Source organism: Cognatundibacterium jejuense, from assembly GCF_014284255.1.
Lineage (GTDB): Bacteria > Pseudomonadota > Gammaproteobacteria > Burkholderiales > Burkholderiaceae_D > Undibacterium > Undibacterium jejuense.
Genome location: NZ_JACOFV010000011.1, coordinates 36232 through 53181, shown reverse-complemented (window position 1 = coordinate 53181; position 16950 = coordinate 36232). Strand labels below are relative to the sequence as shown.

Sequence of the window (16950 nt, the reverse complement as noted above, 5' to 3'; positions counted from 1 at the left end):
GTATTCCTAAGTAGTTAGAAATCCTCAAGATTCCGGAGAAAATAACATGGCAGCTAAACAAGTAATTTTTGGCGATGACGCACGTGCGAAAATCGTTAATGGCGTAAATATTCTGGCTAACGCGGTTAAAGTAACACTGGGCCCTAAAGGCCGTAACGTCGTTTTGGAACGCTCTTTCGGCGCACCAACAGTGACTAAAGACGGTGTTTCCGTTGCTAAAGAAATCGAACTCAAAGACAAGCTGGAAAACATGGGCGCGCAGCTCGTGAAAGAAGTTGCTTCCCGCACTTCTGACAACGCTGGTGACGGTACAACAACAGCAACAGTATTGGCACAAGCTATCGTTCGCGAAGGCTTCAAATACGTTGCAGCTGGTTTCAATCCAACAGACTTGAAACGTGGTATCGACAAAGCAGTTGTAGCTATTGTTGCAGAGATCAAAACTCTGTCCAAGCCAACAACAACGAACAAAGAGATCGCTCAAGTTGGTTCTATCTCTGCTAACTCTGACCAAAACATCGGCGATATCATCGCTCGTGCCATGGACAAAGTAGGTAAAGAAGGCGTGATCACAGTTGAAGATGGTAAATCTCTCGACAACGAACTCGACATCGTTGAAGGTATGCAGTTTGACCGTGGCTACTTGTCACCATACTTCATCAATAACCCAGAAAAACAATCCGTTATCCTGGAAAACCCATACGTTCTGTTGTTCGACAAAAAAATCTCGAACATCCGTGATCTGCTCCCAGTTCTGGAACAAGTGGCAAAATCTGGCCGCCCACTGTTGATCATTGCTGAAGATGTTGACGGCGAAGCGCTGGCAACTCTGGTTGTGAACAACATCCGTGGCATCCTGAAAACAGCTGCTGTTAAAGCACCTGGCTTTGGTGACCGTCGTAAAGCAATGTTGGAAGACATCGCTATCCTGACTGGCGGCCAAGTAATCGCTGAAGAAGTTGGTCTGACACTGGAAAAAGCAACTCTGGCTGATCTGGGTCAAGCTAAACGTATCGAAATCGGCAAAGAAAACACCACAGTGATCGACGGCGCAGGCCAAGCAATCGGTATCGAAGCACGTGTTAAACAAATCCGCGCTCAGATCGAAGAAGCAAGCTCTGACTACGACCGTGAAAAACTGCAAGAACGCGTTGCCAAATTGGCAGGCGGCGTTGCAGTGATCAAAGTTGGTGCTGCAACTGAAGTTGAAATGAAAGAGAAAAAAGCACGCGTTGAAGATGCGTTGCATGCTACTCGTGCAGCGGTTGAAGAAGGCGTTGTTCCTGGCGGTGGTGTTGCTCTGTTGCGTGCACGTGCAGCTGCTGGCGTGATCAAAGGCGACAATGCTGATCAAGAAGCCGGTATCAAACTGGTTCTCAAAGCAATCGAAGCTCCATTGCGCGAAATCGTTGCCAACGCTGGTGGCGAACCAAGCGTTGTTGTTAACGCGATTTTGAACGGCTCTGGCAACTTCGGTTTCAATGCTGCAAACGACACCTACGGTGACATGATCGAAATGGGTATTCTGGACCCAGCTAAAGTAACTCGCTCTGCATTGCAAAATGCAGCGTCTGTTGCTGGTCTGATCCTGACGACTGATGCTCTGGTTGCTGAATTGTCTGAAGACAAACCAGCAGGCGGCATGGGTGACATGGGTGGTATGGGCGGCATGGGTGGCATGGGCGGTATGATGTAATATCGCTTGCTACTCGCTACAGAGTCGCATTCATCAAAGCCCCGCAGCGCAAGTTGTGGGGCTTTTTGCTTCTTGTGGGTAAATGTAACTTAAAACAATGCACTCTACACCATCGCTGCCCCACCATTACCACGTCCTTCTCCTTGCGGGAAAAGAGGTTTGAAGGGCTGCACTTGCCTCACAACGATAACCATTTAATAAATTTATCGAACTTCTTATATCGCACTGCATCACAAGCAAATTGTGGTTTTCTCCTGATGATGCTTGACAGTCTGATGACAGACTTAGATACTGCGGCACCTGAAAGAAAACTTTCATTTTTACTCGATTAAAGTCGTCTTTTTGATGGTTTTATCAAACAGATGCTTTACCCTCGCTTATTACCCTAAACACGACGCTGGAGACATAATGGCGCTGCAACATCTATCCGATGAACAGATAAAAACCTGGACCCGATCCCAAAAGGACGAATGGTGGTTCACCAATATTTACCGTGGTGACATGGCGCAATTGACACTGCGTTCCGCGCTGACTGGTTTCATACTAGGTGGCATCTTAGCCGCGACCGCTTTATATATTGGCGCTAAAACGGGTGTCGGTATTGGGGTTGGGCTGACATCCGTAATTCTGGCTTTTGCCATGTTTAAGTTGCTGGCACAAGCAGGTTTGGCGAGTGATTTCACGGTGCTTGAAAATAACTGTACTCAGTCGATTGCTACGGCTGCAGGGTATATGGTGTCACCATTAATGGCTAGCCTGACTGCCTTCATGCTGGTCAGCGGAAAAATCATCCCATGGTGGCAAATGATGGTCTGGATGGTTGTTGTGGCTATTTTGGGCGTCTTGATTGCATTTCCGATGAAACGCCGTTTCATCAATGAAGACCAGTTACCCTTCCCTGAAGGGCGCGCCTGCGGTGTCGTTTTAGACTCTTTGTACACTGGCAATGCCGATGTAGGAATGTATAAAGCGCGCTTGTTAGCCATGACAGCAGTATTTACAGGACTGTATCAGATGATCGTCAGCGATGGCTGGATGAAATTGATACAGTTCAAAATTCTACGTATGGACCAATGGGCCGGCATGAAAGAGCCATGGAATTTACACGAGCGTTTTGATGATTACTATTACGCTGCGATGGTCAAATACGATCTGTGGTCACCAAAAATTGCTGGCGTTGATTTTCGCACGCTAGGCCTGCGTTTTACGGTAGATGCGGCGATGTTCGGCGTTGGTGGCTTGATGGGTATCCGCGTCGCCAGCAGCGTCTTATTGGGTGCTTTCATCAATTTTGTGATCCTGGCTCCCATCATGATTAACCAAGGTGAAATTGCACCACGCATTGGTATCGATGGACATATCGTTGCACTCACACGCGCTGAAATTGTGAACCAATGGTCGCTCTGGTGGGGTGTCTCGATGATGGTGGTTGGCTCATTGGTAGGCTTGTTGGCTAAACCTGAAATTTTTACTAACGCTTTTAAGAGTCTGAAGAAAAAAGCGGCGCCCGAACCGAGTAACGACGTCCTAAAGGAGATTGAACTGCCTTTATGGGTATCGTACGTTGGCGTACCTATTTTCAGCGTCATCGGCGCCGCCGTAACGCACGAATTTTTTGGTGTTTCCTGGTTACTGTCCTTCATCTCATTGCCATTGATATTTGTGTTGACCATTATCGGTATTAACTCGATGGCGCTGACATCATGGGTGCCGAGTGGTGCACTGGCAAAAATCACGCAATTCTCAATTGGTGCGATTGATCATGTGAACCCAGCCAATAATATTCTGCCCGCTGGTATGACGGCCGAAGTAGCCATGAATGCGTCGAATTTGCTGTCTGATATTAAACCTGGCTATATGCTGGGTGCAAAACCACGTCAACAAGCGATTGGTCACGTGATCGGTATTTTCTCCGGCGCCTTGGCTTGCGTCCCGCTTTACTACTTGTTGTTCCTGCCCGCCGACGCAAATGGTGTTCGTAGTACAGCCACTATTTTGACTGAACAGTTTGCATTTCCATCAGCGGTTCAATGGAAAGGCGTCGCAGACCTGATTGCCAAAGGTGTCCACAGTCTGCACACCTCTGCGGTGATCTCTATGGTTGTGGCTGCGGTGAGTGCGGTAGTCATTGAGGGCGCGCGGATTGTCACTAAGGGACGCTTCCCGTTATCCGCCGTATCGATAGGTCTTGGTGTTGTGTTGCCACCAGAATCATGCCTGGCGATGTGGATAGGTGCGATGGTGTTCTGGTACATGGGTCGCCGCAATGCGACACCTGGCACCAAGGGCTATGACTTCTGGGTCGATGGTTGTGAACCTATCTGTGCTGGCTTGGTTTCTGGCGCAGCATTGGTCGGTATCGGTAATGCAATTATCAATGTGCTGATCTGAGTCAGCGCACCAATGAAAAGCCCCGCCATTGTGCGGGGCTTTTTTACTTGCGTGGTGGCATAAACTGCATTTGCTGTTCGACAAAACCATCAAAGGCTTCGAGCAATGGCAAATATTTTTCTTCATCGTTTTCAAGCCGCATTAGCGCGTAAGTACTCGCTTCCAGACTGGAAAGTTGATCAGGCTTATGGGCTTTACGTATGCGGTAATGGGATGCGGGCATCGCTGTCAGACTGAGCCTTGGCAAAGTTTGCAATACCGGATTGAGATACAGCATCTTGCGACTTTTGCGCCAGGTGGCGTCCAGAATCACTAAACGAAGTCCGCGAGGGTCTTGGTTTTCCTGAAATCGAGTCTCAGTTGACGTAACCAGGTCAATAGCTTGATTTTCACCGGTATCCGGATACAGAAGCACAGGTTGTAACGCATACGAACCAGGGTTCTGACAAGATGGTGCATGTAATACACTTAAAAGCTCATCAGCCGCAAAATTTTCACCGATGATAATTTGCGATGCTTGCAAACAAAGATCAAGTAAGCGAGCACTTCCTTTCGCATTATTTACTTCCATTGGATGTTGCAAAATCAACACTTCGACCAGATTCGCGATCGGTTTTATCCAACGGCAGATACAGTTAGTAAGTGGACGCTGACATTGTGCACAAGCCTGGCGAGAAAGACTGGCATGAAAGATAAATTTGGCATTGCCTGTACTCATACGAAAATCAAAAGTATCGCTTTCAAAAAAACTGGAATTGTATTTTGCTTAACGAATATGAAACACACTTTTACACGGTTTCACAACGCCAGTCTGCAGCTTAGACTATCATACCTAGATCAGTCATTCGTTTTTTTGCTTACATGAAACTATCACGCTTACTTATTTTTGGCATTTCCGTGCTGATCTCCGCTTGCGGCGGTGGAACAACGACACCAGTCAGTGACACAACAACGTCAACGACGATTCCGACGCCACCCTCCACGCCACCAACGCCGCCTCCAACGACACCGCCAACCTTGCAACAAAAACCTGGGGTGCTGGCGACCAATCTCGGTTTATCGAAGCGCTTACTGCTAGGTTTAGGCACAACCAATGTGTCCGATATTCAGACGCAAAATATTCATGTCGATATCTACGACCAATACCTGACTGGTGTCGGCAACGGGGCGTGGCCAACCTGGAATAACCCTTCTGGTGCCTATGTGCAGGTGGTTGCAAAAAATGCTACTAGTCTTGGTGCAGTTCCTATGTTTACGCTATATCAAATGGCGGCGAATGGCGATGGCAATCTGAGCGGCTTAACCAATCCCACGTTTATGAGCGCTTACTGGAGCAATGTCAGGCTATTATTTCAACAAATCAAAATTTTCGGAAAACCAGTGTTGGTTAATTTCGAACCTGATTTTTGGGAGTACGCGCAAAGAGCAAGCACTAACGCAGACCCTACCTCGGTTACCGCGCTCGTCAACAGCAACACTGATTGCGCTAATTTACCCAACAACGTGGCTGGGGTAGCCCAATGCCTGCTATTGACGGCACGCACTTACGCGCCGAATGCTTACGTTGGATTTCCACCGTCTTTGGCAAGTGATTTGTATCCTGCCTCCGTAGGTTTCATGCAAAAGCTTGGCACAGCAAAGGCCGACTTTGTCGTCATGCAAACTCTGGATAGGGATGCAGGTTGTTTTGAGGCCATACCTCAACCTTCGTATTGCTCACGTCCCGGAACTGCCTGGTATTGGGATGAAACCAATACCAACACACCTAATTTCGCACAAAACATCGCACAAGGCAGCAATTTCAATACCAGCCTGCAGTTACCACTGCTCTGGTGGCAAACGCCTTTGGGCGCGCCCTCGACTACGCCTGGCGGCTCGTCAGGACAATGGCGGGATAACCGGGTTCACTATTTTTTAAATCACGCGGCAGACCTGGTAGCAGCCGGTGCAATCGGCGTGGTATTCAGTGCAGGAGAGGTGCATCAGACGACCATTAATACCGATGGCGGACAATTCAAAAAACTGTCGGGCATCTATTACACATCGCCAGCGGCTCTGCCCTGATATTTATACTGAACGTTTCAATAAATCCGTCAATGCTGGTAGCAATGACGGATGTTTAAACTGGTAACCCAATGCGCTGATCTTAGCGGGGATAACGCGCTGTCCTCCGATCAGTAACTCGGACATCTCGCCCAACGCCAATTTTAACAAAAATGCCGGTGTGACAAAAAATACCGGTCGATGCAAAGCCAAAGCCAGCAATCGGGTAAATTTACGATTCGTCACGGGTTCTGGTGCCACCATATTGAAGCATCCAGCGGCATTGTGGTGCTGCAACAAGAACTGCAGTATGGCAACATAGTCATCAATATGAATCCAGCTCATCCATTGATAGCCGTTACCGATTCTGGCCCCCAGACAGAGACTAAACGGTAAGTGCATTTTCTGAAGCATACCGCCAGCGGCATCAAGCACGAGTCCTGTACGCAAAATGCAGGTACGTATTCCCAATGCGGCGGCGGCCATCGCAGCGGCTTCCCAATCAACGCATAGCTGAGCGCCAAAGTCACCGCCCGCTTGCGCTTGTTCGCTCAAAATGACATCGCCTCCATCGCCGTAATAACCAATCGCGGAACCACTTAAAAAAATTTGTGGGCGATGGGACGCTTCACGCATTTTTTGGATTAAGCTTTCCGTTAAATCAATACGGCTCTGGCGTAAAATTTGTTTGCGACGCTCACTCCAACGAGCGTCAACGATGGGTTCTCCGGCAAGATTGATGACCGCATCAAATGACGTATCACGATGGTATTCGTCTAGGCTGGACATCGCAGTCACACCAGCGCCGCACAAGACTGACACTTGTTGGCTGCGACGACTCAAGACAGTAAGCTGGTGACCTTGAACCAGAAGCGCAGCACATAAACGACGCCCGATCAGTCCCGTTCCACCGGTGATTAAGATACGCATGATCCCCTCTATTTAATTGCTTTATAGCAAACTTGTCGTAACAGGATAGCCACTCGTCTTAACGAATTTCTTCGATAATCCGCAGATTATCATCAAAACTCCAAATGCGTCGGATCTCCAAAACATCATACTGCGCGGCAATACTTGGCGGAAAAGCAGCATATCTCGCATTGATACGCACGATATTGCGCACCGCCTGATCAATATCTTCCCTTCCGCTGGAACGAAGTATCGTAATTTCCTCCACGCTGCCATCGCGACGTATAGAAACGCTGACTAGCGGATCACCACGTGACTTATTGCTGGAACTTTGTGAGTAATTCAAATTACCATTGCGTTCTATTTTTTGTTTCCAGCTATCTGCATACATACGCAATTGCACGTCTTTTTCTATGTTGTTGAGTATTGTATGTCGTCTGGCTTTTTCATCCAGTAAAGGCAATGGCGGCTTGCCTTGCAACAAACCTAGCCCTTGCGCCGATTCGCGTGAACGATTTGCCAGATCGCTGCTGAGCAAACTCTTAGGTAACACAAAAGCGCCTGACTTATTCCCTGTCGCAGTCTCAGCGCCAGCATGTACGCTACCACTGCCAAACATGTCATCACCGCTTGCACGCGCCGATGTCCGACTGTCTTTTCCTGACATTTCGCTTTGACCTTTGGTATTTTGGTTCGCGATTTGTGCTGCTTGTGCTGCTTGGGTTGCTTGGGTTGCTGCCTGCGCCGCAAGAACAGCCTGGGCGGCTTGTTGTTGCGCCAATTGACGGGCTTGCAGCTGACGCTGAATTTCGGCTTCTTGCAATGCCTTTTCTTCAAGCTCTTCTTTTTGCTGCCGCACTTTTGTCACTTCACGTAAGCGTTCTTTGCGTTGCAATTCTTTTTGAGCTAGTTCTGCTTGCAATTGTTGTTTAAGCGCTTCGTCAAACTGTCGTGTGGTTTCGGTACGCTGTTGTTGGGTCAAAGCAAGCGTTGCGGCGGTCGCAAGCTCCTGTTGCGTCTTTAAGTTTTGCTCCTGCGCTTGCTGTTCGACTTCCAATTGCTTTTTCAAAGCAGCCGCTTGTTGAATTTGTTCTGCTTGACGACGATTGTCTTCATCCAGTTGCTGCAGAATTTTGTCTTTTGCTGCGTTGTCCTGCGCTTTTGTGGCTAACAAATCCTGAGTACGTTGCAGAATTTCAGCTTCCCTCTGTTGCTGTTTGCTATGATCAACTTCAAAACGAGCAACGCTAGCGACTGCGGCATCTGTATTTGCCGTCGGTGGAACAATTGTTGGTTCTGGCTCGGTTAGCATTTCTGCCTTTGCCTCCAGGGGCGCGGCAACTACAGGCTCTGGAACTTTAGAAACCAATTCTTGAACCGCATCCTCTTTTTTCACTTCATCAGGATCACGCACGGCAACGACAAAACTATCGTCTCGCAAAATATCTTGCGTGATTAAATCCGGCATTTCGGTAACAATGACTTTGTGCGGGCGCTCTGATTTTGCGATGCTGGCAGATTTTCGTTTAGGCGCTGTCAGCAACTTATTCTTTTCTTTATTTACTTCTTTTTTAATTTCTCTTTTGAGTATAGTTGCAGCTTGAGGATGCAACGCTGGCGGCGCAATGAGTTGAAATCCGTGCGGTGCAATTGTTAGTTCTGGCTTCGCTATTGGCGGGACTGGTACAGGAACAACAAGTGGTTTTATTGGGGATAAAGGTGTGGGTAAGGCATTTTCAATCTGCACCGTCATTGCCGGTGCCAGTAGCGTCGCGGCACTATGTTCTAACTTCGCTGAACCTGCGCCTGGTAATCCTATCCCAGGCACACCAAATTGCAAAGACAAAATAAAAGCATGCAGCAGCACAGAAAAAACAATAGCGGCTGTCAGGCGACGCTTCACCTCTATGGGCATGTGATGTTCGTTTTTTGCTGGAAATAGATTCATGCAAATTTTAATGTTCAATCAAATTGGGGCATTTTTTAATCAGCCCTGTATCTGTGTGCAGCGGGAATATTTAGAAGATTGCTAATGATTTTCTAAATTCGACCGCTACTTTAGCATCCATATCAGTTAATGGCTGCATTTTTGCCATCCATCTGATAATCAATTACCTGCTCAGATTGAGTCGTCACATCGTGCTGTGCCGATTTCCACAACTGCATATCCATTTCAGAACAAGACAGGTCTTCGTCAGGCAACGTATGCTAGCGATATTGAACTATTTCCGGAGCTTCTATGAAAAAAATAATGATAATTGATTCGCATACCGGTGGTGAACCTACCCGTGTGATTGTCGGTGGCGGCCCAGATCTAGGGTCTGGCTCAGTCACGCAACAATTGCATATTTTCAAAGAACAATTTGATCATTTTCGCACTGCGACTGTGTGTGAACCGCGTGGTTCTGACGTTTTAGTTGGTGCACTGGCCTGCGCTCCATCAGAACCGGATTGCGTTGCAGGAGTGATTTTTTTCAATAACGTCGGCTATCTCGGCATGTGTGGTCACGGCATGATAGGCTTTATCGTTACTTTGGCTTATCAGGAAAAAATCAATGTCGGCACGCACCGTATAGAAACACCAGTTGGCATTGTCGAAGCGGAGCTACATGCAGATCACTCAGTGACGGTACGTAACGTGCCAGCCTATCGTTTTAAGCAGGCGGTCAGCGTTGAAGTACCAGGAATAGGGATGGTCAAAGGTGATATAGCATGGGGCGGCAACTGGTTCTTCCTGATCAGCGAACACGGTCAGGACTTGCATCTTGCCGAAGTAGACAGCTTGACCGATTACTGCTGGCGCGTACGGTTAGCATTGGAAGCCAATAAAATTACTGGCGAAGATGGCGCACTGATCGACCACATTGAATTATTTGCAGCGGCAAGTGACGCCGCGAATCACAGTAAAAACTTTGTGCTATGCCCGGGTAAAGCTTACGACAGATCACCATGCGGTACTGGCACTAGCGCCAAGCTGGCGTGTCTTGCTGCGGACGACAAACTGGCACCGAGTCAGGTATGGCGACAAGAAAGCATACTGGGTAGCGTATTTGAAGCTTCATATCAACTTCACATTGCATCCGGCGTTGATCAGGCAAATTCTGCAACACCAAAAATTTTGCCTATCCTGCGCGGCACGGCGTTTGTGAATGCCGAAGCAAGCTTACTGTTGAACGAGCGAGATCCGTTTGTGTGGGGCATACGATAAGCTTTTCTACATTGCTAGGTCTAAGTAATTATTACGTCACGATATTCGCTTGGTGTCATACCGACTGTCGCTTTGAAAACGCGCGAAAATGCGCTGTGGTCCTGATATCCGCAGGCCAGCGCAATATCGGTAATACTCAATTCAGCCTGCCCCAACATGGCTGATGCGGCATCAAGCCGGATTTTGACCATCATCTGACGTGGCGTCAGTGAAAAAATTTTATGGAAATTTCTTTCTAACTGCGCAACGGATAAACCTGTTAATTTCACCAAATCTGCCATTTTGATCGGTTGCGCGTAGTGTTGGTGTATATGGGCTACTGCTGCCGCGATTTTTTCATACACAGGATGCCGCTGATCAGGACTGGCCAGATCGCGTGAGATACCGGTCATGCCTATGATTTTGTGTTGTCGGTCACGTAAAGGTATTTTCTGAGTCAGGCACCAACCCGGTGAACGATTAGGATATAAATGCAATTCGAGCTGATCACGCAATTCTTTTACACCGCTCAACACCATTGCATCTTGTGCTGCGTAGTTCGCTGCTAATCTGCTTGGGAAAACATCGCTGGCTTTGCGTCCCAACAAGGCCGATTTTTCTCTCAGACCACAACGGCGCACCAGTGTTTGATTGACGACCACATAATGCCCGCCGAGATCTTTCACAAAAAATACAATATCGCTCATTGCGTCAAATAAAATTTCAGAAAAAAAGGCATCGCTCACCAGCGCAGCCAAGTCCTGGCGTTGTTTCCCTGAAGAACAAATGTTTTTTTCCATCAACCTACAACCTCCGCATACAGCGACAAAAAAATATATCAATCCTATGCAATTTTACTCGCGGTTTGGTGTCGAACCCAAGTTACCGTATGAGATCAAACTTTCACGTCAATTAAACAATTTAAAATTTTGCAATTAACCATTTTTACTGAGTAAAATTTGAAAATATGTTGATATGATCAAGTTAAGATATATTTATATTGAGTTAATCTACATCTATGCGTATCAATCCAGAAAATCCTGCCCCTGCCGAAAAAAAACGTGCTGCCGATATCGCCTATGACAAGCTGGAAAGCTTGATCGTGACGATGGAACTCACTCCTGGCGCCCCCATTATTGAGGCTGAACTCATACAAAAAACCGGACTAGGTCGTACCCCATTGCGCGAAGCACTGATGCGTATGTCCTCCAATGGCTTAATACGACAAATGCCACGGCGTGGCCTGGTGGTTAGCGATATTGAGGCATCCGCGCATTTGTCCCTCTTAGAAACACGGCGGGTGCTGGAACGCTTAATTGCGCAAAATGCCGCTGAAAGAGCGTCGACACAACAAGGTAAAGAGTTGGTCGTTTGTGCCGAGCAGATGCTGATTTCCGCCAAACGTCGAACCTTGACTGAGTACATGGAGGCGGATCAGGCTTTTGACCATATCGTCCAAGATGCCTGCAACAATCCATCAGCGGTGGCAGCAGTGATTCCACTGATCATCAAGAGCCGGCGTTTCTGGTACGCCTATCAGCATGAGGGCGATTTAGAAGAATGTGCACGATGCCATTTACTCGTAGCAAAGGCAATTGCCAAAGGCAAAAAAGAACTCGCTACCAAGGCAATCGATGGCTTAATGGATTATCTGGAATCCTTCGCAAAAACCACCGTTGTTTAGTCTTAAAATCAATAAAACCGTATCAGTCACGTCCGATGACGGATGAATGCGGCAAGCGACGAACATTAGGTAACGCTTGCTGCATTAGCCAACGTTTAAATTATATCATCTGATCTCGGGCAAGCAAATGCGCCCAAAAAGAACACGTCATCAAGATCGAGATCATGGCAACACTGAGACTGAGTTGATAAAAAAGATGAGGCGACAAACCGCTGAAAGCCACGCAAGCGATGATTTTTTATCACCAACATGAGATAGCGATTCATTGCTGGATACTCGGGAGTTTGCGATAGAAAACAGCAACGTAAAGATCAAGCTATTTTTTTGGCGAACGCTTTTCAATAAACGCAAGCACGCCTTCTTGTGCGCTAGTTTCCATCATATTACAGGCCATGGTTTGCCCCGCCAATTGGTATGCCGCTTCGACACCCATTTCCAGCTGTTTATAGAATAGTTGCTTACCCATGCTGATGGCAGACATGGGTTTGCTGATAATGCTGTCCACCAATTCTGTAATACAAGCATCCAACATATCAGCCGGAACAACGCGATTAACGAGGCCGCGCTGCAATGCCGTTTGCGCGTCCATAAAATCACCGGTCAATAACATTTCCATCGCTTGCTTACGCGAGATATTACGCGACAAAGCCACGGCGGGCGTTGAGCAAAATAAACCGACATTGATGCCAGAAACCGCAAAACGCGCACTATCCGCCGCCACCGCAAGATCGCACATCGCCACCAGTTGGCAACCCGCCGCTGTCGCGATTCCGTGCACGCGTGCAATGACCGGTTGCGGCAAGTGTTGTATCGCCAGCATCAGCTTGCTGCATTGCTGGAATAAGGATTGATAATAGGCTTGCGAAGGATTGGCTTGCATTTGCTTCAGATCGTGCCCTGCGCAGAAAGCTTTTCCGGCTGCCGCCAATACAACAACACGCACTTGTGTATCTTGTGCGATCGTCTTCAATGCTGACAGCAATTCCGTCAGCATTTCTTCGGATAACACATTAAAACGCTCGCCATGGTTGAGCGTCAAGGTTGTGACGCCAGCCTCATCCTGACGTAGCAGCAAGGCGGAGCTAGCGTTGTGAATCATTCCTGATCCTCGTCCTCGATTTCTGGCTCCATGCCGGTTTGTACGCTCTTACCTTGACCCAACAATACAGGTGGCACATAGGTTGCCAGCAAATGTTCGCGACTGGCTGGTGTTTCCAGACTGATGCGTCCTAAAGCGCCACTTCGATAATCGAGCAATAAGGTATGAGACGCTTTTTCAAAATCCCAATCACCACCCTTGAGTTTGTAGCCGCGCTTCATGGCAACACCTTCAACGACCGCAACGGCATCCATACCGTCGAGATTAAAGCCGTACCGTGTCACCAGTGACTTTGGATAATGCAGCAGTAATTGCTCTGCGAGGAAAGTCGCAATTTCTTCTTCAATCAAGGCGTTGATACCAATCGCATGACTGGCTGCCAGCATCAGACCATCGGTAGGATGCTCAATCTTAGGCCACAACATTCCAGGCGTGTCGGTCAAAATCATATTTTTGCCAAGATACAATCGTTGCTGGGTCTTGGTCACCGCTGGTTCGTCACCAACGTTGGCAACGCGCTTTTTGAGCAAGGCATTCATCAACGTTGATTTACCGACGTTGGGAATCCCCATGATCATCATGCGTAGAGGCTTGGTTGGCACAGCACGATGCGGTGCCAGTTTTTGTGCAAAGCCAGGTACTTTGGCCACATCTGCTGGCTTTTTGCAACTCATCGCTAATGCAAAAACATCTTTTTGGGCGTTATAAAAATCCAGCCATTGCTTGGTGGCGTTAGGATCGGCGAGATCGGCCTTGTTTAAAATTTTCAGACACGGACGCTGACGGAATACGCGCAGTTGCTCCACCATGGGATTGCAACTTGCTTGCGGGATGCGTGCATCCAGCACTTCAATCACCAAATCGGTGTTTTCCATGGTTTCCGCCGCTTTCTTGCGGGCGGCGTTCATGTGGCCGGGGAACCATTGTATGGACATGCTTATTCTTCTTTTTTGCTAAATCAAAGCGATATTGTACGGAAGTCTGTCGTGCTTGACCCAAAAGTTTCATCTCTGATCTTCAAAATTAGCCAATATTAGGGGGTATAGGCAATTTTCTTATTATTCCCAAGGTGTATAAACGATGTTTAAAAATACTCATAGGGAGTATAAATTCATACATATATCAACTTTGAGGGGTGGTTGACTCGCTGCAAATAAAAAATGTGGCGCTGAAATCTTCAGCGCCACATCCAGTATATGAACTTCGTCTACTTCTGTCAGCGATCAGTGCGCATTTATCGTGACCGGAACAGATGCTGTAGCGGACCGTCCCAGATTATCAGTTACTGTCACTTTCAGGGTATAGCTACCGGTGACGGGATTTGGCCAGCTAGCAACCAATGACATACCGCTACCCATAGAGAAGCTCATGCCCAGTGGCACGCCAGAGATCGAGACCGACAAACCAGTCGCGCCAGCATCGGCAAAGCTAATCGTTCCCGACATCGGCTTACCAGCAACACCTGTCATTGGAGCGGCAGTAATAATTGGACCGACTGGCGTTGCAGCGCTGATTACAACAGCGTACACGCCCTGACCACTTAAACCAGTCTTAGTATCTTTCACTGTCACTGTGACGTTATAGCTACCAACGACTGGATTTGCCCAGTTGACCACGCCTGCGGTGCTGATTGTCATTCCGGATGGTGCGCCACTCAAGCTGTATGTCAGTGGATTGCTATTGGCAACAGTCACGCTGAATGACAATGCAGTACCAGCCTTGCCGGAGATGCTGCCACCTGGAACCGTTGGAGCAGGTTGCGCTGCAATCGTAACAACATACACGCCCTTGCCAGTTAAACCATTTTTGCTATCCGTTGCAGTCACGGTCACCGAGTACGTACCCAAAACTGGCGTCGCCCAGCTTACGACACCTGCGCTGTTCACGGTCATACCAGACGGTGCGCCGCTGAGTGCCAAGGTCGTTGGATTCACATCTGTCACGCTGACGTTGAAAGAAAATGCAGTACCGACTTTGCCGCTGATCGCGCCACCCGTCACCACTGGAGCAACTGGGGGTGAAATTTTTACTGTGTACACACCACTGCCAGACAACTTGGCCTTGCTGTCTACCGCCGTAACAGTCACAGAATAAGTACCAGCAACTGGCGTTGCCCAAGTCACTACGCCAGCAGCATTGATCGTCATGCCAGATGGCGCACCGCTTAAGCTAAAGGTCAAAGGATTTGGCGATGAAGCTGATACCGTGAATGAGAGTGCTGTACCGACCTGACCACTAATGCTTGCGCCTGTCACTACTGGTGCACTTGCAGCGCTATTACCTGCCAGATAGGTCAGCAAACTGGTGACATTGGGCGTACCCAAGCCAGTCGTTTCGTCGTAACCAACTTTTGCATTACAAGTCGAGCAGCTACCATCGGAACCGGAAGTTACATCGTAAAACGTACTCGCGTAAGAACCTGGTACGCCAGCAATCTGTCCATACAATACTGGCTGCGTCAGACCCAAAGCAGCTTTTGCGTTTTGCGCACGAATCGCATTCGCAACAGTAATTACGCCTGCCCACTGTGGTGTTGCCAGGCTTGTACCACCAGCACTCAACCAGCTGACAGTACTGCTACCCTGATTGATCACTGCCAGATATTGACCAGTAGAGGGATCTGCATTGAAAGCCACGTCTGCAACGCTGCGGCGTGGGAGGCTACCAACGCCTGGTACACCACTGGCTTGATACGATGGCGTGGAAGTATAAGCACTGATACCGCCACCCGTGCCGGACCATACCGTTTCAGAGCGAGAACCGCTACCTGAATAAGCGAGCGATGTACCACTGACTGCCAGCACATTCGGCGATACAGCCGGCCAATCGACAGCTGCGCCAGAATCACCAGTCGCAGCGACGTATGTCATTTTGGCGCCAGTAAAAGCGGAATCAACAGATGAAGTCCAATTTCCCTCAGAAGCACCAAAGCTCATCGATACCACGCCTGGCCCCATCGCATTAGCGAGTTTGACGCCGCCAATCAAGCTATTGAGGGACGCATCTGGTGCTTCGATCAACACAATTCGCGCCAAAGGTGCAGTCGCATGCGCCCATTGCACATCTAATGTAATTTCCGTTGCCCAGCCTGAATCGTATGCCGGAGCAGTACTCGTCATCGTTCCATTTGAAGTGTTATAAACGACAGACAATACACAACCCGCGGTAACTGAAGCTGGCGCCAGCGGCAAACTCGCGTTCGTCGCTATTGTTTGTGTAGTACAAGTTGGCAAGCCAAATTTTTGATTGAACGCTGCCAGCTCTTGAACAACGTAAGGATCATGTTGTGCATCGACCAGATAAATTGTTTGACCAGCGCCTAACTGCGCCGCTTGCGCAGCACTTAAACCAGTCGTATTCGCGGGCAAAGCTGGCAAACCGTAAGCAGCACGAATCTGTGCAGGGGTATAAGTAACGACCACCGCATTATTCACCTTTGGTTGAATAGACTGGTCAGCAGAGATGTTGCTTGCGCTGAAGTTTTGCCCCCCACGAGTTGCATTCAATATGTCAACCGTCAAGCGGCGGGACGACAAGCCTTGTAGTTCAGTTGGAACAAATTGCTTATTTGCTGCTATTTGGGCAGAGCTATTAGCATCCAACGCATCAACGTCTGAAGGTTCATTTAACAGTACTGGTGCGATGTGAAATGTTGGTGTCGCTATTTGATCAGGTGGTGTAGCAGCGGAGCCGATAACTGGCAAATCTAAAGTCGTCGTCGCGGTAGAGATTTGTGCAACGGATGAATTGGAGTTGGCACTGGTAGAACTGGTGCCGCTACCACAAGCACTCAACAAAGCCAAAAGCCCTGCAGATACCAAGGTACGAGCGAGTGGAGCAGAAAGGGTAACAGGAACAGAAGAAAACAATACGTTTTGTTTGATACTCATGGTGTCAGCTCTCCAGGATGGAAAAAGGCTGCGCACGCACGGTGACAGAAA

12 protein-coding genes are annotated in these 16950 nt (G+C 48.3%); 5 read left to right on the top strand and 7 right to left on the bottom strand.

What is annotated here, in order from left to right:
* Window positions 1–46 precede the first annotated feature (46 nt).
* Window positions 47–1696 (top strand): chaperonin GroEL, encoded by a 1650-nt coding sequence (groL, locus tag H8K32_RS12505; RefSeq protein WP_186912874.1) that lies wholly within the window; start codon window positions 47–49, stop codon window positions 1694–1696.
* Window positions 1697–2104: 408 nt separating this feature from the next.
* A complete protein-coding gene (locus tag H8K32_RS12500; RefSeq protein ID WP_186912873.1) occupies window positions 2105–4087 on the top strand; it encodes an OPT family oligopeptide transporter in 1983 nt (660 codons plus the stop codon).
* 43 nt (window positions 4088–4130) lie between these two features.
* Here the strand turns inward: H8K32_RS12500 and H8K32_RS12495 are convergent, their stop codons facing one another.
* Window positions 4131–4805, bottom strand: coding sequence for a tRNA-uridine aminocarboxypropyltransferase (locus tag H8K32_RS12495; RefSeq protein WP_186912872.1), 675 nt, complete (start codon window positions 4803–4805; stop codon window positions 4131–4133).
* Between the two features lie 143 nt (window positions 4806–4948).
* Between H8K32_RS12495 and H8K32_RS12490 the strand changes: the two genes are divergently transcribed.
* A complete protein-coding gene (locus tag H8K32_RS12490; protein WP_246447331.1) occupies window positions 4949–6151 on the top strand; it encodes a hypothetical protein in 1203 nt (400 codons plus the stop codon).
* A gap of 3 nt (window positions 6152–6154) precedes the next feature.
* Here H8K32_RS12490 and H8K32_RS12485 read toward each other — a convergent pair whose 3' ends face one another.
* Window positions 6155–7060, bottom strand: a complete 906-nt coding sequence (locus H8K32_RS12485) for a TIGR01777 family oxidoreductase (RefSeq protein ID WP_186912871.1) — start codon at window positions 7058–7060, stop codon at window positions 6155–6157.
* Window positions 7061–7118: 58 nt separating this feature from the next.
* Window positions 7119–8987 (bottom strand): TonB family protein, encoded by a 1869-nt coding sequence (locus H8K32_RS12480; protein ID WP_186912870.1) that lies wholly within the window; start codon window positions 8985–8987, stop codon window positions 7119–7121.
* Between the two features lie 291 nt (window positions 8988–9278).
* Between H8K32_RS12480 and H8K32_RS12475 the strand changes: the two genes are divergently transcribed.
* A complete protein-coding gene (locus H8K32_RS12475; RefSeq protein ID WP_186912869.1) occupies window positions 9279–10247 on the top strand; it encodes a proline racemase family protein in 969 nt (322 codons plus the stop codon).
* 20 nt (window positions 10248–10267) lie between these two features.
* Here the strand turns inward: H8K32_RS12475 and H8K32_RS12470 are convergent, their stop codons facing one another.
* Window positions 10268–11026 carry an AraC family transcriptional regulator gene (locus H8K32_RS12470; protein ID WP_186912868.1) on the bottom strand — a complete coding sequence of 253 codons (759 nt, stop codon included), beginning with the start codon at window positions 11024–11026 and terminating at the stop codon, window positions 10268–10270.
* A 218-nt stretch (window positions 11027–11244) separates the two neighbouring features.
* Between H8K32_RS12470 and H8K32_RS12465 the strand changes: the two genes are divergently transcribed.
* A complete protein-coding gene (locus H8K32_RS12465) occupies window positions 11245–11910 on the top strand; it encodes a GntR family transcriptional regulator (protein WP_186912867.1) in 666 nt (221 codons plus the stop codon).
* Between the two features lie 316 nt (window positions 11911–12226).
* Here the strand turns inward: H8K32_RS12465 and H8K32_RS12460 are convergent, their stop codons facing one another.
* The 3 genes from H8K32_RS12460 to H8K32_RS12450 all read right to left on the bottom strand — a co-directional run bounded on the left by H8K32_RS12460 (window position 12227) and on the right by H8K32_RS12450 (window position 16899).
* Window positions 12227–13009, bottom strand: a complete 783-nt coding sequence (locus H8K32_RS12460) for an enoyl-CoA hydratase (RefSeq protein WP_186912866.1) — start codon at window positions 13007–13009, stop codon at window positions 12227–12229.
* Window positions 13006–13944: a ribosome biogenesis GTPase YlqF gene (gene ylqF, locus H8K32_RS12455; RefSeq protein ID WP_186912865.1), complete on the bottom strand. Its 939-nt coding sequence runs from the start codon at window positions 13942–13944 to the stop codon at window positions 13006–13008. The genes H8K32_RS12460 and ylqF overlap by 4 nt, the downstream gene beginning before the upstream one ends.
* Before the next feature lie 288 nt (window positions 13945–14232).
* On the bottom strand, window positions 14233–16899 hold the full coding sequence (locus tag H8K32_RS12450) for a S53 family peptidase (RefSeq protein WP_186912864.1): 2667 nt from the start codon (window positions 16897–16899) through the stop codon (window positions 14233–14235).
* Window positions 16900–16950 lie beyond the last annotated feature (51 nt).